Source organism: Streptococcus sp. CF8_St5-17 (assembly GCF_024295665.1).
In the GTDB taxonomy this organism is placed as follows: Bacteria; Bacillota; Bacilli; order Lactobacillales; family Streptococcaceae; genus Streptococcus.
On record NZ_JANCOU010000001.1, the window covers coordinates 145534 to 164462 of the forward strand.

At 38.8% G+C, this 18929-nt stretch carries 15 protein-coding genes; 1 reads left to right on the top strand and 14 read right to left on the bottom strand.

Features of this window, described 5'->3' with window-relative positions:
* Nucleotides 1-61: 61 nt before the first annotated feature.
* The 12 genes from NMM19_RS00695 to NMM19_RS00750 all read right to left on the bottom strand — a co-directional run bounded on the left by NMM19_RS00695 (nucleotide 62) and on the right by NMM19_RS00750 (nucleotide 16174).
* Entirely contained in the window at nucleotides 62-1435 is a 1374-nt protein-coding gene (locus NMM19_RS00695; protein ID WP_178895227.1) for an amino acid permease, read from the bottom strand.
* Nucleotides 1436-1514: 79 nt separating this feature from the next.
* Nucleotides 1515-1997, bottom strand: a complete 483-nt coding sequence (gene greA / locus NMM19_RS00700) for a transcription elongation factor GreA (protein WP_006154262.1) — start codon at nucleotides 1995-1997, stop codon at nucleotides 1515-1517.
* A gap of 74 nt (nucleotides 1998-2071) precedes the next feature.
* A complete protein-coding gene (gene mltG / locus NMM19_RS00705; RefSeq protein WP_178895228.1) occupies nucleotides 2072-3718 on the bottom strand; it encodes an endolytic transglycosylase MltG in 1647 nt (548 codons plus the stop codon).
* Nucleotides 3719-3800: 82 nt separating this feature from the next.
* Nucleotides 3801-4295 carry a GNAT family N-acetyltransferase gene (locus tag NMM19_RS00710; protein ID WP_178895230.1) on the bottom strand — a complete coding sequence of 165 codons (495 nt, stop codon included), beginning with the start codon at nucleotides 4293-4295 and terminating at the stop codon, nucleotides 3801-3803.
* Nucleotides 4292-4807 (bottom strand): GNAT family N-acetyltransferase, encoded by a 516-nt coding sequence (locus NMM19_RS00715; RefSeq protein WP_178895232.1) that lies wholly within the window; start codon nucleotides 4805-4807, stop codon nucleotides 4292-4294. The genes NMM19_RS00710 and NMM19_RS00715 overlap by 4 nt, the downstream gene beginning before the upstream one ends.
* A gap of 8 nt (nucleotides 4808-4815) precedes the next feature.
* The gene (murC, locus tag NMM19_RS00720; RefSeq protein ID WP_178895233.1) at nucleotides 4816-6150 is read right to left on the bottom strand and encodes a UDP-N-acetylmuramate--L-alanine ligase; all 1335 of its coding nucleotides are present in this window, start codon (nucleotides 6148-6150) and stop codon (nucleotides 4816-4818) included.
* An 11-nt stretch (nucleotides 6151-6161) separates the two neighbouring features.
* Nucleotides 6162-6755 (bottom strand): cystathionine gamma-synthase, encoded by a 594-nt coding sequence (locus NMM19_RS00725; RefSeq protein ID WP_178895234.1) that lies wholly within the window; start codon nucleotides 6753-6755, stop codon nucleotides 6162-6164.
* Between the two features lie 46 nt (nucleotides 6756-6801).
* Complete coding sequence (locus NMM19_RS00730; protein WP_178895235.1) at nucleotides 6802-9900, bottom strand: DEAD/DEAH box helicase; 3099 nt, start codon at nucleotides 9898-9900, stop codon at nucleotides 6802-6804.
* A gap of 92 nt (nucleotides 9901-9992) precedes the next feature.
* Entirely contained in the window at nucleotides 9993-11159 is a 1167-nt protein-coding gene (locus tag NMM19_RS00735; protein ID WP_178895237.1) for a MalY/PatB family protein, read from the bottom strand.
* A 4-nt stretch (nucleotides 11160-11163) separates the two neighbouring features.
* On the bottom strand, nucleotides 11164-12258 hold the full coding sequence (locus tag NMM19_RS00740; protein WP_178895238.1) for a cystathionine gamma-synthase: 1095 nt from the start codon (nucleotides 12256-12258) through the stop codon (nucleotides 11164-11166).
* 145 nt (nucleotides 12259-12403) lie between these two features.
* Nucleotides 12404-14362 carry a peptide ABC transporter substrate-binding protein gene (locus NMM19_RS00745; protein WP_178895240.1) on the bottom strand — a complete coding sequence of 653 codons (1959 nt, stop codon included), beginning with the start codon at nucleotides 14360-14362 and terminating at the stop codon, nucleotides 12404-12406.
* A 189-nt stretch (nucleotides 14363-14551) separates the two neighbouring features.
* On the bottom strand, nucleotides 14552-16174 hold the full coding sequence (locus NMM19_RS00750) for a polysaccharide biosynthesis protein (RefSeq protein ID WP_178895241.1): 1623 nt from the start codon (nucleotides 16172-16174) through the stop codon (nucleotides 14552-14554).
* A 105-nt stretch (nucleotides 16175-16279) separates the two neighbouring features.
* On the opposite strand from NMM19_RS00750, the gene NMM19_RS00755 reads away from it, so the two are divergent.
* Complete coding sequence (locus NMM19_RS00755) at nucleotides 16280-17725, top strand: UDP-N-acetylmuramoyl-L-alanyl-D-glutamate--L-lysine ligase (RefSeq protein WP_178895243.1); 1446 nt, start codon at nucleotides 16280-16282, stop codon at nucleotides 17723-17725.
* Between the two features lie 34 nt (nucleotides 17726-17759).
* On the opposite strand, the gene NMM19_RS00760 is transcribed toward NMM19_RS00755, so the two are convergent.
* Both NMM19_RS00760 and NMM19_RS00765 read right to left on the bottom strand, forming a co-directional pair.
* Nucleotides 17760-18410 carry a DUF1803 domain-containing protein gene (locus NMM19_RS00760; RefSeq protein ID WP_178895245.1) on the bottom strand — a complete coding sequence of 217 codons (651 nt, stop codon included), beginning with the start codon at nucleotides 18408-18410 and terminating at the stop codon, nucleotides 17760-17762.
* On the bottom strand, nucleotides 18394-18906 hold the full coding sequence (locus tag NMM19_RS00765; protein ID WP_178895246.1) for a YiiX/YebB-like N1pC/P60 family cysteine hydrolase: 513 nt from the start codon (nucleotides 18904-18906) through the stop codon (nucleotides 18394-18396). The genes NMM19_RS00760 and NMM19_RS00765 overlap by 17 nt, the downstream gene beginning before the upstream one ends.
* Nucleotides 18907-18929 lie beyond the last annotated feature (23 nt).

The following is an 18929-nucleotide window of genomic DNA, read 5'->3' on the forward strand; positions in this document are numbered from 1 at the left end:
CCATATTTAGATAGACTGTCAAACTAAAAAACTCACCAACCTGAGTTGATGAGCTTATGACTTATTTTCTAAATTTCCATTGGCTATAAATACCAAAAGCGATAATCCAGATAGCTGAACCTCTAGCTCCCATTACGGTTGATTCTTGTAAGAAGAGCGTTCCAAATACAAAGATAAAGAAGAGCATGGTCAGAGGATTTAGCAAGCGATATTGAGGCATGAGATAGCCATCTACCATAAAGTCTTTAGACTTGCGATACTTGAGATGAGCTACCATGATCAAGATGTAGATGGCGATATAAACACCTGATGAAGATGCTGTAATCAAAGCAAAGGCATCTGATACGCCAGGAAGTACATTGATGAAGGCTGCAAAACCAATCAAGACAGCAGAAGCAATGATAGCATTCTGAGGAACGTTGTGGCGTGAAAGTGTATCTGCCTTAATAGCTTTTAAGAAACGATTTGGTGAATCATGGGCAATTTGGTACAAGTGACGACCTGTTGAGTAAAGAGTTGAATTCAAGGCTGACGCAGCGGAAGTCAAGACAACAAAGTTAATCAAGGCCGCCGCCCACTTAAGACCAACAAGTTCAAATACCGTTACAAATGGTGAATCTGTCGCAGAAAGCTCACGCCAAGGAATAATAGACATGATGGCTAAGAGAGCCCCACCATAGAAAAAGATAATTCGCAAGGGAATTTCCTTAACAGCCTTAGGCAAGACTTTTCTAGGATCCTTAGTTTCAGATGTTGTAACACCGATAAACTCAATCATCAAGTAAGCAAAGAAAACCATTTGAAAGGCCATGACAAAGTTCATCCCTCCATTTGGGAAAAGGGAGAACTGCTCACTAATATTGGCGAGACTTGCTGAACCATATGGAGTTTCAAAGCCAGTCAAGACTAGAAAAATCCCTGTCGCGATCATGGCGAGAATAGCCACAATTTTAATCATGGCAAACCAAAATTCTACCTCACCAAAGATTTTAACAGCAATCAGATTGACCAAGCCCAAAATTGTTAGGAATACAACCTGAATCAACCAAGATGGCCAAGAGGGAAACCAAAACTGAACATAGTGAGCAATAGCTGTAATCTCTGCCATACCAATAAAGACTACTGATAACCAATAAGACCAAACCGAGAAATAGCCCCATCCCTTACCTAGATAACGAGTAATAAAATTGATAAAGGTGTGTTGCTCTGGATCCTGGTACAACATTTCCCCGATAGCACGCATCATGAGATACATGAAGCCACCTGTAATCATATAGACCAAGACAATCGAAGGTCCAGTTAAACTGATAGACCGACCAGCTCCAAGAAATAATCCCGTACCAATCGTTCCGGCAATGGCCATAACCTGAACATGGCGATTGGTTAAGCCACGCTCCATTTTACTTTTCTTTTTGTGCTTTTTTTCTGAATTCATATAGTCTCCTTATTTTTTAGAATTAAGAAAAGGAGTAATAGGAAACGCTTTCCCTAAATCTACTCCTTCCTTTTTCCTATTAAACGGTTTTTTCAACTTTTAAGATTTTAACATCATAGCTTCCAGCAGGTGTTTCGATTGTAACAACATCACCTTTTTTCTTACCAATCAATGCTTGACCAATTGGGCTTTCATTTGATACTTTTCCTGCAAAGGCATCTGCTCCAGCCGAACCAACGATAATGTATACTTCCTTTTCGTCTTCTCCAACTTCTTGGATTGTTACAGTTTTTCCGATAGCAACTTCATTTTTTGCAACAGCATCGCTGTTAACGATTTCTGCGTAACGAATCTTAGTCTCTAGACTTGAGATTTGTCCCTCAACGAAGGCTTGCTCGTCCTTAGCTGCTTCATACTCACTGTTTTCTGACAAATCACCATATGAACGAGCAATCTTGATACGTTCTACAACTTCTGGACGACGTACTAGTTTCAATTCTTCTAATTCTTTTTCAAGTTTTTCCTTTTCTTCCAAGGTCATTGGATAAGTTTTTTCTACCATTTTTCTCAACTTTCTTTTAATTGAATTAATAAATATATGCTTTAAAGCAAAATTATGTGGAAAACCACATAATTTTAGTTTGTGCTATTTGATTGGTTTAGTTTACTATTGATATGTTCTTGAACATTACGATCATGTTCTTCCAACGTTGTTGCATAGTAAACTTTACCATCTTGAACATTGGCTACAAAGTAGAGATAGTCACTCTTTGTCTGATTGATACTTGATTCGATAGCATCCAAGCTAGGGCTATCAACTGGCCCAGGCATAAGACCTACTTTTGTATAATCATTGTACGGTGAATCGATAGAAGTATCAATAGCTGCATCATCAGCAAGACTGATATTTTGACCAAGTTTACCTTCTGCGTAAAGGATAGCGATATTACTTTGAAGTGGCATACCCAGGTTCAAACGATTATAAAATACACCAGCAATCAGCTTGCGATCCTCTGTTTTTGCTCCTTCTTTCTCAACAAGAGAGGCAATTGTTAAGAGCTCATTTACTGTTAAGTTCTTTTCTTTGATTGTAGCATAGTGACTAGATAGATTTTTATCCATAGCAGCTAGCATTTCATCAATTAAACTTTCAACAGTTGTGTTTTCTTTAATCGTATAAGTTGCAGGGAAAAGATAACCTTCTAAACGGTAACGAACACCACTATCTTTTGTAGGTAAGCTTTCAAGAAGATTTGGATATTTGGTTACCTCTTGAGCAATAAAGTTCTCATCTTGAACTTTAGCCAAAAATGCTTCCGCTGTCAAAGCTTCCTTAAAGTTACCTTGAAGTTGGCCAACAGTTTGAGCAATTTGCTCTAAAGTATATCCCTCTGGAATAGTCAAGCTTGCAAGTGTAACCTCTTGAGGTTCAGGTGTCCCACCTTTTTGCAACTCTTTAATGACATCTTCAACGCTCATACTCTTTTGAAGATTATAATAACCAGATTTTAATTCATTATAGTTTTTATACTTAACATAAAGTGTAAAGACTAAACCGTTTTTAATGACACCAGATTTTTCTAACGTTGAACCAATTTCTTGAGCATTAGATCCATCTGGAATCTGAACAGTCATATATTGTTTAGAACTTGGATCCACTGGTTGCAAGGCTGATTCAGCATAACGAAGTCCAAAGAAACCACCAGCACCAAGTAGAATCAGCAATACCAATACTGTGACTAAAAATCCTTTCAAGCGGGATTTTTTCTTTTTCTTGGCTGGTTTCGCAGACTCCCTACGACTTCTTTTAGGAAGTTCATCTACCTCAGTATTTTTCTGATTAGCATTTCCAGTTGTTAATTCTTCCTGATTAGTGGCAAAACCTACAGTTCCTTTATCTTCATGTGATTTTTCATGAGTACGGTAGGAAACTGAAACCTTAGTCGGTATTGAATTAATTTCATCTTTATCTGAGATTGATTGAGATAAGTCAACTGATGCTTCTTCCACAGCTTCCTCTGCAACTTCCTCTTTAAGATCTGGACGAGGAGGAACAGCAGGTGCATTCTCAATCAATTGTTCAACGGTTGAAACAGAATTAGCAATCAGCTCTTCTTCTGGAGTTATTACTCGTTCTTCTGTTTTTGTATCAGAAGAGTTCATCAAATTTGAAAAGAGGTCATCTGTTTGTTCTGTTAAACTTTCCTCTTTCTTTAATCGTTCTAAGTCTCGCAAGATCTGATCTTTAAAGCTCAACTTTTCTTCATTTGAATTTTCGCTCAAAGGTATTTACCTCCTTGTTGATAATCCTTAATATTATATCTTAAAAACCAGAGAAAAGCAACCTTGGAAGCCTTTCTAGTCGCTAATTCCTATTTTCCCAGACCATATTATACCATTCTTCTCCCGCAAATTGGGATTTAGACTTGCCTTCATTGACAAAACCATGCTTCTCATAGTAATCAATCAGGTAGTCATGGCAAGTCAGATTAATTCCCTCACGTTCATGCTTGAGAGCCACTTTCTTTAAGGCAGTTAAGAGTTTTCTTCCCAGCCCCAAGGATTGAGCTTTCTTTGCAACAGACAGACATGTCACAGATATATACCCACCTTCTTGATGACTGTGATCTTCTATTTCTTCTGTAAAGGATTGGTCCTGCAAATAGCGATGAGGGACTACTGGTCCTTCAATATAACCGAGTATCTCTCCATCTTTTTCAGCCACTAAAAAACTAGTCTTAATCTCTTTTAAGTGAGCTTCAAAAACAGATCGAGGTATGGCTTCTTCAATTGAGAAATTCTCTAATTCAATCTCTAAAATACGGTCTAAATCACTAAGTCTAGCTTGTCGAATAATCATAGTTCCTCCTGATAATAGGGATTCTGCCAACGCATGAGAAAGGCAAATTCACTGCTCCTTTCTCCTTCTATAATCCCTTGTTCCACAAATCCATTCATTTCAAAATAGGCCAGCAATTCATCCTCACAAAGAAGATAAATACCGGGACTATTTTGTTGAAGAACAACTTGTTTGAAGGCTGCTAGCAACAAGGTTCCAAATCCTTGCCTCTGATAATCCGGACGAACAGATAAACCAGCAATCACAAAATTTCTATCACTGATAAGTTCAACATTTGCCACCTCTTCTATCCATCTACTTAGTGAGGAATTAGCAAGATCTATTCCTAGGATATAAGCAATCACCATATCATCAAGACTAGCTAAGAGAAACGTATCCGCATGACTGCGGATACGTTCTTCCATCATTTTTCTATTTGTTATTTCTCGAGAACCTGCTGTGCAATCAGAAATCAAGCAAATTTGTTCCATATCTGATTGCGTGGCTTCTCGAATTTTAATTGGAAATTCCATTTTGTTCCTTACTGAACATTACTTGTCAAATTTGACAAGAGACGTTCGAATGAGTATTCATATGACTGAATATCACCTGCTCCCATAAAGACATATACAGCATTGTCATGGTCTAAGAGAGGAGACACATTTTCAACAGTGATAACTTGATGTTTTTTATCAATCTTGGCTGCTAAATCTTCAACCTTAACATCACCATGGTCAACTTCACGAGCAGAACCATAGATTTTTGCTAAGTAAACTGCATCAGCCTGGTTCAAGGCTTGCGCAAAATCATCCAACAAAGCAATTGTACGAGTAAAGGTATGCGGTTGGAAAATAGCAACGATTTCCTTGCTTGGGTATTTTTGACGTGCAGCATCTAGAGTTGCGATAATTTCAGTTGGGTGATGCGCAAAATCATCGATGATAACAGTATCATTGACAATCTTTTCTGTAAAGCGACGCTTAACGCCTCCAAAAGTATTCAAGTGTTCACGTACTAAATTCAAGTCAAAGCCAGCAGTATAAAGCAAACCAATCACTGCTGTTGCATTCATGATATTGTGGCGTCCGAAAGTTGGAATGTGGAATTGACCCAGTTCTTGACCACGGAAGTGAACTGTGAATGTTGAACCTGTAGTAGAACGAAGCAAATCGCTGGCTACAAAGTCATTGTTTGCTGCTTCAAAACCGTAATAATAGATTGGAGCATTTGTCGTAATCTTACGCAACTCAGCATCTTCACCGTAGACAAACAAACCTTTGGTGATTTGTTTAGCATAATCATTGAAGGCGTTAAAGACATCCTCTAAGCTTGTGAAATAGTCAGGATGGTCAAAGTCGATATTAGTAATAATAGAGTACTCTGGGTGATATGGCATGAAATGACGTTCGTACTCGTCTGATTCAAAGACAAAATACTTGGCATTTTCAGAACCACGACCTGTACCATCTCCAATTAGATAGCTTGTATCAGTGATGTGTGACAAAACGTGAGAAAGCATACCTGTTGTTGAAGTCTTACCGTGTGCTCCGGCAACACCCATGCTGATAAAGTCACGCATAAAGCTACCAAGAAACTCATGATAACGTTTATAACTTAGTCCGTTCTTGTCTGCATAAGCAATTTCAACATTGTTGTCTGGACGAAAGGCATTCCCAGCGATAATTTCTAAATCACCTTGAAGGTTTTTCTCATCGAAAGGTAAAATTTTAATACCTGCTTGCTCTAATCCACGTTGGGTAAAGTAATATTTTTCAACATCAGATCCTTGGACCTTATGCCCCATTTGGTGCAACATTAAAGCCAAGGCACTCATCCCTGATCCTTTAATTCCGATAAAATGATAGGTTTTTGCCATCTTTTTCCCCTTTACTCTGTCATATTTGTCAAGTTCAACTCTTGAGCAATTTTACGTTCTTTTTCTGATTGATTTTCTTTTTTGTTATAAATCTGGCTTTTCTTTAGAAAATCATAATTATTTTTCTTTGGTCCCAGATGCTCTTCTTTGCTTGTCTCTTGCATCTGAGGAGCCATTTCAGCCAAAATATAATGTTTCTGAGTTAGTTTGTCACTAAATTTTGCTAGCTCCCCAGGATTTTCCTTTTGGAAAGGAGCTGTTGGCTGATTTGTCTGTCTTACTAAATTATTTGAAGGTTTATAACGTTTCGTAAAACTAACATCTTGAGTCAAATATTTTGCTGAACGTTTCCGTTTTAGATCAGCTCTTGCTTCTTCACGAGCAAGTTCAGCATAGGATTTTTCCTTCTTTTCAGGTAGCTTATTTGATGCTTGAACCGGTGACTTTTTTTCGGTAGTAATTGGTGACCATTCCAAGTAGTTTTTGTCCTGGTAGTCTCCCTTGATATTACTGATGAAATCCGACTCATCATATAAATCCATAAATGGCATCTCTGTCAGTATAATCTCATCATCTGACACTATTGGAAATCGTACTTGTTTCATTTTTATTCCCTTTCAATACTCCATTATAACGTAAAGTCTTGATTTTTCAAGTCTTGGCTTCAGAAATTCCTAATATTTCTTGAATTTCACTAAGTGTGAGACTTCCACGAGACTCTGTTCCGTCCAAGACTTCAGAGACCAGATTTCTTTTCTGTTCCTGCAACTCTTGAATTTTCTCCTCGATTGTACCTCTAGTTACCAGACGATAAACCTCAACAGCTTGTTCTTGTCCCATACGGTGGGCCCTGCCAATAGCCTGCGATTCAACTGCCGGATTCCACCATAAGTCTACCAGAATAACTGTGTCTGCACCAGTAAGATTGAGACCAACTCCACCAGCTTTTAGAGAAATCAAAAACACATCGCGCTCCCCTTGGTTAAAAGCCTTGGTCATTTCTTGGCGTTCCTGTGAAGGAGTTGAACCTGTAATCTTAAAGGAAGTTAAGCCAAGCTGTGGCAACTCCTCTTCGATGCGGTCAAGCATCCCCCTAAATTGGGAGAAGATGAGTACACGATGATTTCCTTCAGCAATTTGACTCAGTAGATCTCGTAAACTATCAAGTTTCCCGCTATCTCCCTTATAATCCTCCATAAATAGGGCTGGAGTATCACAAATCTGACGAAGACGCATGAGCCCTGTTAGAATTTCAACTCGATTTCGTTGAAATTCTGCATCGGTCACCTGACCCAAACGCTCTTGCATTTGTTGAAGTTGAGCTAGATAGATGACCTTTTGCTGGTCTTCCAGTTCATTCTTATAAACAACTTCTATCAAATCAGGTAGCTCTGTAAGAACATCCTCTTTTTTTCGACGCATGACAAATGGTTTGATAAACTGTGCCACTCTCTCAGCCGGTAATTTCATAAAGTCTTTTTTTACTGGTAAAAGTCCTGGCAAGACAATTTGAAAAATAGACCACAATTCGCCGAGGTTATTTTCAATCGGTGTTCCCGATAGAGCAAAGACTGATGGAACCACAAACTTTCTCAAAGTTTTCGCAATTTTAGTCTGGGCATTTTTCATCACCTGAGCTTCATCTAGAAATAGAAAGTCAAAAGATAAATCCTGATAAATCTCGCTATCTTGCCTGAAAGTAGCATAACTGGTCACATAGACCTGATGTTTTTCAGCTAAAATAGTCTCGCGATAAGGTTTCAATCCATGCACAACAGCTACATCCAAATGTGGTGCAAATTTTTTAAATTCATCAGCCCAATTATAGATGAGGCCAGATGGAGCAAGAATTAAAACTCGGTTTTTTTCGTGCATCTGGCTACTCAGAAAGGCAATAGCTTGTAAGGTCTTACCAAGTCCCATATCATCCGCTAAAATCCCACCAAATCCATAATGGTGAAGCATTTGAAGCCATTGAATCCCCTTTTTCTGATAATCTCTGAGATCAGCTTTGATATTCAGAGCTGTCATCGGAAAATCCTCTGGATGCGTCAAATCGTGCGCCAAATGCCTAAATTCTTCGGTAAATGTTACTTGGTCCTGATCCTTAAAAAGATGAGAAAGGGTATAAGACAATGATTTGCGTGCATGGAAAGTATCACTCTCTATCTCCCCAATTCCCAAATCATCCAAATCCTGACGAATACGCTTGGTCTCTTCGTCGAAATAATAAACCTGGTTAGTGGAAGAAATATAATAATCTTGCTTTGCAACCAGAGCCTTCATCGCTCGATTAATTTCTTCTTGATCTATATCCTGAAAATCAAATTGAATTTCTAGAAGACTTCCCTTGGACGAGATGTGGACTTGAGGTTTCTGAACTCGATAAAGGTCCTGCAAGCTCTCAGAAATCTTTAATTCTCCAAGCACCGCAAAGGCTGGCAAAATTTCCTGAAAGAACGTATGGATTGCATCAGCTTTCAAACTCTGACGCCATGAATGAAAATCTGCTTCAAATCCAGCTGATAGAGCTAGCTGAAAAATCTTTTTTTCTAGTTGAATATCACTAGCAAAAGGGAGATTCTCTAGTTCATTTCGAGTAGTTATTAAGCAAGTTTCATATTGGAACTGCATATCTAAACGAATAGATCCGTCCTCTTCTCGTTCCATGTAGAAAGACGGGCGGAAAGATTGAATTTGAAGCGACTCAGGAGCCTCTACTTTTCCGAGCTCTTTAAACTGGGACAAGGTCGAAGCTAAGAGATCTCGATCACTACTATCAAACTGTAAAATCTTCCTACCACTATGATCTAAAGGAACTTTTCTAAGAGCATCTAATAAACTAGCCTGTTTTTTCGTCATCAGGAAAAAATTCCCCTTGGAGAATAATACTTGTCCTCTGTAAAAGAAATTAAGCCCTGCCTGTTCGAAAATTTCCATTTCAAAATAGTTGGATTTTTCTTCAATTCTAAATGAAAATAAACCTGTTTGGCCATCAAAGTCTTGGAAGAGAAGATGATGATAACTCGAAAGTTGGTGGTCAAACTGAAAGGCATCTAAGCCCATCAGTAGACTAGCCCCCTGCTCAAAAAAGGTTTTAGGGAAATAGAGATGTCGCCCTTGATTTGGAAAAAAAATATTGTAGTCAATCTTCTCTTCAACCAAACCTAATAAGAAATTCAAAACTTCTTGACTGGCTTTATCAAATTGTTCAAGTTTTAATGAAGACTCATAATGCTTTCCTATCATGTAAGGTTTGGAAAACTCTATGACTTTTAAGAAAAGAGGGATATCCCTAATCACATAAAACTTGTCTTGCTGAGAAAGACCAATCCTTAAAGTCCAGATAATACGATTAGTTCCTGCTTCTACCTGACCCTGTGCAGAAAGCTGATAGAGGTCAGACTGACTAGGTGCTTGGATAGACTCCAAGAATTTTCCTCCGAAAGTCACTTGTGTCTCAACAGTTTCCTTTTCTTCCTGATTAGCCTCTAGATTGAGTAAGATTTCTTGCCCTAGTTGGTCATTTTTTAGGTAATATTCCAATGCTGCCAAATGAACACAGTAACCTCTTTTTTTGAAAAAAGCACAGGTACAAAAAATCAAATCGTCATCCAAACTATAGCGAATTTCTTCCTCCGCTACACGCGCATAGATGCGATGGTCCTGTTCTTTAATGATTTCAATCTGACCAGTTTCGTAGAGTTCTACTCCCTCCATTCGAAGCTTTCCTGGAATCAATTTAGCCATAGTGTCCCCTTTACTTTATCTCTTAATTATACCATATTTCTGCCTATGAAAATAGCCTTCTAGGAGTACTTTTCTCCTAAAAGGCTAGTTTTTTAATGATTTGAAAAAGTGGAAATGATTCGTTGGCAGACTTCTTCCAAAATAGATGTCGGCATAGCAACATTTAAGCGAGCGTGGAGAGCTCCTTCTTCACCAAAGTCCAAGCCTCTGTTCAGGATAACCTTGGCTTCGTCTCTTAAAAGGCTTCTTAATTCTTCATCGCTAATATCATAGGCTGAAAAATCTAGCCAAATGAGATAAGTCCCTTGAGGTTTCATGACCTTGATTTTAGTTTCTTTGCCAAATACATCCACTACATAATTGATGTGTTTCTCAATCAGTTCTTTAAGTTCTGTCAACCAATCTTCACCATAGCGATAAGCTGTTTCTGTTGCCAAATATCCCAAACCTGAGATTTCATGTTGATTATTAGCAAGCTGGCGTTTTTGGAAAGCCACTCTTAACTTAGGATTCTCGATAATAGCGTAAGAATTCTTGGTTCCTGCAATGTTGAAAGTTTTGGTAGCACTGCTTAAAATTAGTGAAAATTCTTTGAAGGCTTCATTTACTGTATTGAATGACTGGTGTTTATGTCCAAACAAGGCTAAGTCTTGGTGGATTTCATCAGATACCAACAAAACTCCATGTTTTTGACACAGTTGTCCAATCTTCTCCAAAACCTCTTTGTCCCAAACACGTCCACCAGGATTATGAGGATTGCAGAGAACGTAGAGTTTCACATCCTCTTCGACAAAATCTTTCTCTAATTGATCAAAATCAATCTCAAAAAGTCCGTCTTTTTCTACTAGAGAGTTGGTGATTAGTCTACGATTATTAAGCTTAATACTGCGAGCAAAAGGAGGATAAACCGGTGTGTTAATGAGCACTGCTTCACCTTCCTTGGTGAAGGCTTGAATAGCTGTTGAAATGGCAGGTACCACTCCCTCGATAAAGACTAGGGCATCCTTATCAAAGCGATAACCATGCTGCTTTTCCTCCCAATTTTGAACAGCTTCAATCAACCCATCACTAGCATAGGTATAGCCATAGACTAATTGCTCTGCATAGTCATGGACTGTCTGACGAATCTCAGGTAACACCTCAAAGTCCATATCAGCAATCCAAGCCGGTAATACTTCTCGGTCAGTTTCTGCTTCTTTCCATTTGTATGTATGGTGTCCAAAACGATTGGGCAAGGTCGTAAAATCATATTTTCCCATAGTTTTATCCTTCCAAGGCTTGACGCAAGTCTTCAATCAAATCTCTAACATCCTCAATACCAATAGACAAGCGTAAGAGGTCATCTGTCAATCCATAAGAATGACGAACCTCTGCAGGAATATCTGCATGGGTTTGAGTAGTTGGATAGGTAATCAGACTTTCAACCCCACCTAAACTTTCAGCAAAAGAGAATACTTTCAAGGTATTTAAGATATGAGGAATACGCTTCTCATCAGCTACTTTAAAGGAAATCATCCCCCCGCGTCCTGTATACAAGACTTCTTTGACAGCAGGTGATTGTTCTAGAAAGGCTACGATTTCTTGAGCATTAGCTGTTGAGCGCTCCATACGAAGTGACAAAGTCTTAAGACCACGAATCAATTGATAACTATCAAATGGTGACAAAACAGCCCCAGTAGTGTTGAGATTGTAAAAGAGTTTTTCGTATAAATCCGCACTATCTGTCACAACCACACCAGCTAGAACATCATTATGTCCTGCAAGGTATTTTGTCGCTGAATGAAGGACGATATCTGCACCGTCTTCAATCGGACGTTGGTAAATCGGGCTATAGAAAGTATTATCAACGACAACTTTAGCACCTTTTGCATGAGCTAGTTTTGACAATTTTTCAATATCAAATTCCAACATCAAAGGGTTAGTTGGTGTTTCAATATAGAGTACATCCACATCCTTTTCTAGCTCAGCAACTAGCTCTTCTTCTGTGTTTGCATAAGTAAAGTGGAAACGTCCTTCCTGTTCCACTTGATTGAACCAGCGGAAAGAACCACCGTAAAGGTCACGGACAGCCAAAACCTTGCTTCCTACTGGGAAGACACTAAAGGCCAACACAATCGCAGACATACCTGAACTAGTTGCTAGAGCATAGTGGGCTGATTCAATAGCTGCCAAGACTTCCTCTGCCTTGCTTCGAGTTGGGTTTTTAGTGCGAGTATAGTCAAATCCAGTGGACTGACCAAATTCTGGATGCTGATAAGTCGTTGAAAAGTGGATTGGTGTAACCAAAGCACCTGTTGCTTCATCAGACTTGATCCCTGCTTGTGCTAAAATTGTGTTGATGTGAAATGATTTACTCATACAATACCTCCAAATCTATAGTAACTATTGTACCACTTATTTTGGATCCTTCGTTTTCTTGTTTTCAAGAGCTAGTTATAGTTTCAAACTATACAAAAACGATAGCTTCCTGAGAAACTATCGTTTTTCCTGTTGAATAGACTGATTATTTAACGTGTTTTGCTAATTCTTCTTGGGCTTTTTTATTAGATTCTTCTTTTTCTTTCAGCCATTTTTGTCTAGCTTCTTCATACTCAGCCGTTGTGACAATCTTATCTTGCAACTTAACGTATTTATATGATTCAACACCCTTGTTACCAGCTTGAGAGAAAGCAGCAGAGAATGGAACTGTTTTTCTGATTCCTGGTGTTCCACCAAGAGATACGTTTGGAAGTGTGAGAGAGCTATCCACCAACCAAGCTTGTGCTTCAGCGTATTTGTCATAACGTTTGGTCAAATCTTGTTCAGCATTGGCTTCTTCTAGCATCTTAGTGTAGGTATCCAAGCCAACCGCAGTTGCTTTAGCATTACTTTCACCAGGTTCTAAGCCAAGGTTTTGCAATGAACCACCATTTGTAAGGTTAAGTGTATCAAGATAAGTTGATGGATCCTGGTAGTCAGGGCTCCAACCACCATTGTAGAGGTCATAATCTTTTTGGGCAGCTGTGTTAGCAAGGTAACCGATACTATCCATTTCTTCTGTAGTCAGCATTTGAATATCGATGACGACATTATCTGCACCCAAGACGGACTCGATAGATTGTTTGAAGGAACTTGCCTCTTGGACACCCTTCTTATATGATTGGTCTACTGGCAAGTCTAGATGAATAGGGAATTGTACGCCTTTAGCTTCCAATTCTTTCTTGGCTTGTGCAAAAGCTTCTTTGGCCTTATCAGCATTATAATAGGCATCTTGTGCATCCGCAAAGTTCACATTTTGCCATACTTGGCCGTAGTTAACCATCTTAGAAGCGACGACATCCCCAAAATCTTTACCATCAAGAGTTACAAATGAAGGTGGAACGAGCAAGTTTCTGATAATCTTTGTTGCTCCCTCTTCCCCTTGTGACTGAGCTCCATAAGCTGTACGGTCATAGGCAAAGTTAATGGCTTGACGGAATGATTTGTTTAAAACTGCTTCTTGTTGAGCTGTCTTTTCAGCGTCTGTCGTTTTTGATGTGTGGTTATAAGATTTTCTATCTAAGTTAAAGTTAAAGTAGAAAGAAGTCGCAGTTTGCATACTGTAGATAATATTATCCTTGTATTTCTCTTGCACACCTGCAAAACTTGAACTATTTGGATAGAGACGGGCAAAACTATAGACACCTTCGCTAAAGTTACGAACAAGCGCATCTTGGTCGCTTCCATCATAGTAAGTCAACTTGACATCATCTACAAATACATTTTTTGCATCCCAATAGTTTGGATTTTTCTTGTATTCAAGAACAGATTTCGAAGTGAATGATTTGAGAATAAATGGACCATTATACAAGATGTTTGCTGGATCCACTTTACCGAAATCATCCCCTTTTGAGTTCAAGAAATCAGCATTTACTGGGAACAGAATAGTTGCAGTTGTTTTTGAATTCCAATAAGGTTCTGGTTGAGTCAAAGTATATTGAACAGTCTGTTCGTCAATAGCTTTTACTCCAACTGTTGAAAAGTCTGTAGTTTTTCCGCTAACATAGTCAGCCAGACCAGCAACAGAATCTTGCACTAGATACAAGGCTTCTGAATTTTTATCCGCAGCATACTTCAATCCTGTCACAAAATCTTGTGCTGTCACTGGTGCATACTCTTCACCATCTGCTGTATACCATTTGGCGTCCTTGCGAAGTTTGTAAGTATAAGTCAAACCATCTTTGGAAACAGTCCAATCTTCTGCCAATGAAGGAATGTAGTTCCCGTATTGATCATTTTCCATCAAACCATCAACCAAGTTTGTCACAACATCACCTGTTGTTGCACGGTTTTCTAGGAGATAGTTAAGACTTGAGGGGTCATTACCATATACATAATTATATGTCTTTGTAGAACTAGCTGAGTTGCTACAAGCCGCCAATAGCAGACCGGCACTTAGGGCAACGCCTGCTAGCGTCAGATATTTTGCCTTAGACTTTTTCATAAACAGAACCTCCAAATTTAAATATTTGTATCATTATACAGCTATTGTTTTTTTTAGTCAAGCAATAATTCTCTAAAAATTTATTTTTTTCTACATTTTTTATATTTTTTTGTATTTTTTTAAGAAAAAAAGAACAATTTAGACTCTTTTACGCAAAAAGTTTAAATTGTTCGTTTTATTTATAAAGTATTATGATAATTTTAATCGTGCTCGTAACTGATTTGCTTTTTCCTGTCCAATAACCTTATCCAAGAGACGAGTATAGAGACACATAACTCCGTAAAGCCCGCCACCGATTGTACCAATTAAGGCGACATATAGGAAACTCCAGAAACGTCCAGTTGGTTGGAAGACAAATCCAATAATCCATTGCAAGAGTCCTACTAGAATAAACATAACTAGAGTCAAAATAGTAACTAAGATTGTTCTCTTCAGAATAATCTTTCGGCGAGCACCTGTAATCTGACAGATTTCACGGTACATTAAAACAATTGGGATGATAAGACCGATGGTCGTTGAAATTAATGGTCCATAACTGTGGAAAATCGCTATTGTTGGTAGTTGTAAGACAAGCTTAGCAAGCGAACCATAGATAAAATATAGAACTGCCTTACGATTACGGAACATAGCCTGAAGCATTGGAGACAAGACCATGTACAAACCTAGGATTGTTGACTGCAAGACTGCAAAGACAAACAAGCCCAAAGCCAAACTATCAGGTTTGCCGTAAAAGACTGTATAGAGGGGTTCCCCTACCATGACTACTCCAACCGTTGCAGGTAGTAGGAATAAGAAGAGCATAGTAATACTATCTTGCACCAACCGAGAAGCTGCTGGCAAATCACCCTTGACATAGTTCTCGGTCAAGAGAGGCAAACCAACGCTACCGATTGATACTCCTACGGAAATCAAAATCATGGTGATCTTATTAGGATTGGCAGAGAAATAAGAAAACATGACAACCAAATCTTCATTACTGTAGTTGGTAAACCACTTCATGCTATTGATAAAGGTCATTTGGTCCAAGATTTGGAAAAGTTGAATAGCTGAACCTGTTATAATAAAAGGAATAGCTTCCTTAATCGTATCAACCAGTAGACTCTTACTATCAATCTTATCTCGAGTTTCAAATACTTTTTGAAGCATACCTTCCTTGTAAAGGAAATAAAGTAAGACAGCGAAGCTAGCTACCATTCCCACAAAAGCCGCAAAGGTAGATTGGGTAACCGCCGATAGATAATCTCTTGAACCAAGTTTCATGATGATAAAGGTTGCTAAGAGCATCCAAATAACACGGATAACTTGCTCCGCAATTTGACTCATTGCATAAGGCTTGAGATTACTCATTCCTTGGAAAAATCCACGGATAACACTCATAGATGGGAAAATCAAGACCGCCCAAGCTAAACTTTGCATAATGGGAATCAAGTCCTTACCGACTCCGGAAAGGTCCGCCAACCAAGGTGCAAAGAGGTATAAGATCAAGGCAAAGGCAAGCCCTAGCACAGTCATAAAGCCCAAGAAACTTCGAATCAGGGCAAAACTATGCTCTTCTTCTTGCATGGTATTGTATTTAGCAACCTGCTTAGCTACAGCCACCGGGATACCTGCTGTCGAAATCAACAAGAACCAAGCGTAGATATTATAGCCCATGGTAAAGAGACCGTTAGCTGTTGCGGCATAAGTCCCCATCCAAATATACCAGGGAATAATGTAAATAGCCCCGAGGAGGCGACTGATAAAGTTACTTGCTGTTAGCCAGGCAGTCCCTCGTAACATCTGGGCCTGCTGATGATTATTTTCGTTAGACATAACTTCCTCATTCATTTTTAATAACTAGGAAATGTTCCTTATCTTCCATTATAAACTTTTCCTTGTTACTTGTAAAATTCAGACTTTCAGTTTACAATAGAAAGTATGATAAAGATTGAAACCGTATTAGATATTTTAAAGAAAGACGATCTCTTCCGTGAGATTATTGACCAAGGACATTACCATTATTATTACAGTGATGTCGTTTTTGATAGCATCTGCTACGATAGTCGAAAAGCAAAAGATAATAGCCTCTTTTTTGTAAAAGGAGCTGCTTTTAAGAAGGAATTTCTCCTCTCGGCAATCGCACAAGGTCTTGGTTGGTATGTAGCTGAACAAGACTATGAAGTAGGCATCCCTGTTATTGTCGTTAGCGATATTAAGAAAGCCATGAGTTTGATTGCTATGGAGTTTTATGGCAATCCACAAGAGAAATTAAAACTTCTTGCTTTCACTGGGACTAAAGGAAAAACAACAGCAGCTTACTTTGCTTATAACATCTTAAATCAAGAACATCGTCCAGCTATGTTGTCAACCATGAACACTACTTTGGACGGTAAGACTTTCTTTAAATCTGCTCTAACAACTCCTGAAAGCATTGATCTCTTTGAGATGATGGCCCAGGCAGTTGATAATGGAAGAACTCATCTTATTATGGAAGTATCCAGCCAAGCCTACTTGGTGAAACGGGTTTACGGCCTGACCTTTGATGTCGGTGTCTTCCTCAACATTAGTCCTGACCATATTGGTCCTATTGAGCATCCGACCTTTGAAGATTATTTTTATCACAAACGTCTCTTGATGAAAAATAGTCGCGCAGTTGTCATTAATAGTGATATGGATCACTTCTCTGTTCTGAAAGAACAAGTTGAGAACCAAGACCATGACTTCTACGGTAGCCAATCAAGTAACCAAATCGAGAACTCCAAAGCCTTTAGCTTCTCAGCTACTGGTAAATTAGCTGGCGATTATGATATCCAACTAATTGGACACTTCAACCAAGAGAATGCTGTCGCAGCTGGACTGGCTTGTCTTCGTTTAGGTGCTAGTCTTGAAGACATAAAAAAAGGGATTGCTACAACACGCGTCCCTGGCCGTATGGAAGTTCTCACTCAAAAAAATGGCGCAAAAGTTTTCATAGACTACGCCCATAATGGTGATAGCTTGAAGAAATTGATCTCAGTCGTTGAAACACATCAGACTGGAAAGATTGCTTTAGTACTTGGTTCAACTGGAAACAAGGGAGAAAGCCGTCGTAAGGACTTTGGACTTCTCCTCAATCAACATCCTGAAATTCAAGTCTTTCTAACAGCTGACGATCCAAACTATGAAGATCCAATGGCCATTGCTGATGAAATTAGTAGCTACATCCATCGTCCTGTTGAAAAGATTGCCGACCGTGAGCAAGCCATCAAGGCTGCCATGTCTGTTACAAGTCAAGAACTGGACGCTGTGATTATCGCTGGTAAAGGAGCCGACTGCTACCAAATCATCCAAGGGCAAAAAGAAGACTATCCTGGAGATGCAGCTATCGCAGAACGTTATCTATAATAAATTAAAAGAAGGCTAGGAAATTTCCGAGCCTTTATTTTTTTATAAATATGAGTCTTTCTTTATCAAATTCTACAGCCAACTCATATTTCCCATCTTCATTTTGAACAATGTAGCCTAATAAGATTAGACTATCAACAAAGATATCAGGTCGTTTCTGCATAAGCTGGTCTTTTTTGAGGAACTTGAGTAAAAATGTTGTCATATACTTGAGGGCATACTCAGGATTGACATCCCCTAAAATCTCATACAGTCTCTGCTGTTCTTCCGTCAGTGGATACTGGAACTTGACCTTGTAAAAGTAATTAGACAAGGTCATCTTTTCCCTTGCAAAATCGGTGTGCTCTTCTAGGATAGCTGCATTTGTTTGATTGCGCAATTCAGTTTGAAAATGTTTATCCAGGATTTCTTGATAAACATGACTATCATTCCTCACAAAGACTTCTTGGTCTAGTGCAAGAGATTTTGCAGATTCTAGAAAGGGAAGATTGAGATAATAGCGTTTATTCTCTCTCAAAATCAAACCCGCTTTAATATATTCCTCCAAATACTTGTCAACTGGTATCTCTGGAAACTGAGCCTTAATTTCGCGTAGAATAACATCATCATGCTGATCAAGATAGTCTACCAAGTCCCTAAAGAATGGCTGCCGTGTCAATCGTGATGGATTAAAAATCTGAATCATGAAGATTCCTTTCTTTACATGCTAAAAGTAGTGATGCTGCTAATTGACTCGGGTTAGTGCCAGGCTGATTCAAAGGTACTGGAAGTCCTAGTTCACGATAATATTCACTCCAGAAATCACTGATTTCCCAGTCATCATTACCAAATTTCATAGGAATGGTCTCAAAAATAGGTAGTAGTTCAGCGATGAACTGAGAACAATAGAAACCATCTCCATCTGGATAAAAGGAAGCATTATAGGGTGTACCTAAGTGGCACTCTGCCCGCTTTTTAACCTCTGTACAATCAATCTCCGCATAGCGATAAAGATCATAGATTCTTTCAGCTTCAAAAAAATCTTCAGGGGATTGGGCAATGACACCACCTTCCGTTGTTGCATGATAGATGAAACCATCTAAAAAAATGGCCACATGGCTATAGTTGCCAGTAGATTCCTGGATGGCTTTCCCTATATCCGAACTATCTTTCACAAAGATTAAATCACCATTTTCTAGCATACTTCTCTCCTAGCAAAAAAGGA

Bases quoted from the DNA above. Each gene is read 5' to 3' on its own strand.
- NMM19_RS00695 (WP_178895227.1), bottom strand. From the start codon at position 1,435: ATGAATTCAGAAAAAAAGCACAAAAAGAAAAGTAAAATGGAGCGTGGC.
- greA (WP_006154262.1), bottom strand. From the start codon at position 1,997: ATGGTAGAAAAAACTTATCCAATGACCTTGGAAGAAAAGGAAAAACTT.
- NMM19_RS00710 (WP_178895230.1), bottom strand. From the start codon at position 4,295: ATGATTATTCGACAAGCTAGACTTAGTGATTTAGACCGTATTTTAGAG.
- NMM19_RS00715 (WP_178895232.1), bottom strand. From the start codon at position 4,807: ATGGAATTTCCAATTAAAATTCGAGAAGCCACGCAATCAGATATGGAA.
- murC (WP_178895233.1), bottom strand. From the start codon at position 6,150: ATGGCAAAAACCTATCATTTTATCGGAATTAAAGGATCAGGGATGAGT.
- NMM19_RS00725 (WP_178895234.1), bottom strand. From the start codon at position 6,755: ATGAAACAAGTACGATTTCCAATAGTGTCAGATGATGAGATTATACTG.
- NMM19_RS00730 (WP_178895235.1), bottom strand. From the start codon at position 9,900: ATGGCTAAATTGATTCCAGGAAAGCTTCGAATGGAGGGAGTAGAACTC.
- NMM19_RS00735 (WP_178895237.1), bottom strand. From the start codon at position 11,159: ATGGGAAAATATGATTTTACGACCTTGCCCAATCGTTTTGGACACCAT.
- NMM19_RS00740 (WP_178895238.1), bottom strand. From the start codon at position 12,258: ATGAGTAAATCATTTCACATCAACACAATTTTAGCACAAGCAGGGATC.
- NMM19_RS00745 (WP_178895240.1), bottom strand. From the start codon at position 14,362: ATGAAAAAGTCTAAGGCAAAATATCTGACGCTAGCAGGCGTTGCCCTA.
- NMM19_RS00750 (WP_178895241.1), bottom strand. From the start codon at position 16,174: ATGTCTAACGAAAATAATCATCAGCAGGCCCAGATGTTACGAGGGACT.
- NMM19_RS00755 (WP_178895243.1), top strand. From the start codon at position 16,280: ATGATAAAGATTGAAACCGTATTAGATATTTTAAAGAAAGACGATCTC.
- NMM19_RS00760 (WP_178895245.1), bottom strand. From the start codon at position 18,410: ATGATTCAGATTTTTAATCCATCACGATTGACACGGCAGCCATTCTTT.
- NMM19_RS00765 (WP_178895246.1), bottom strand. From the start codon at position 18,906: ATGCTAGAAAATGGTGATTTAATCTTTGTGAAAGATAGTTCGGATATA.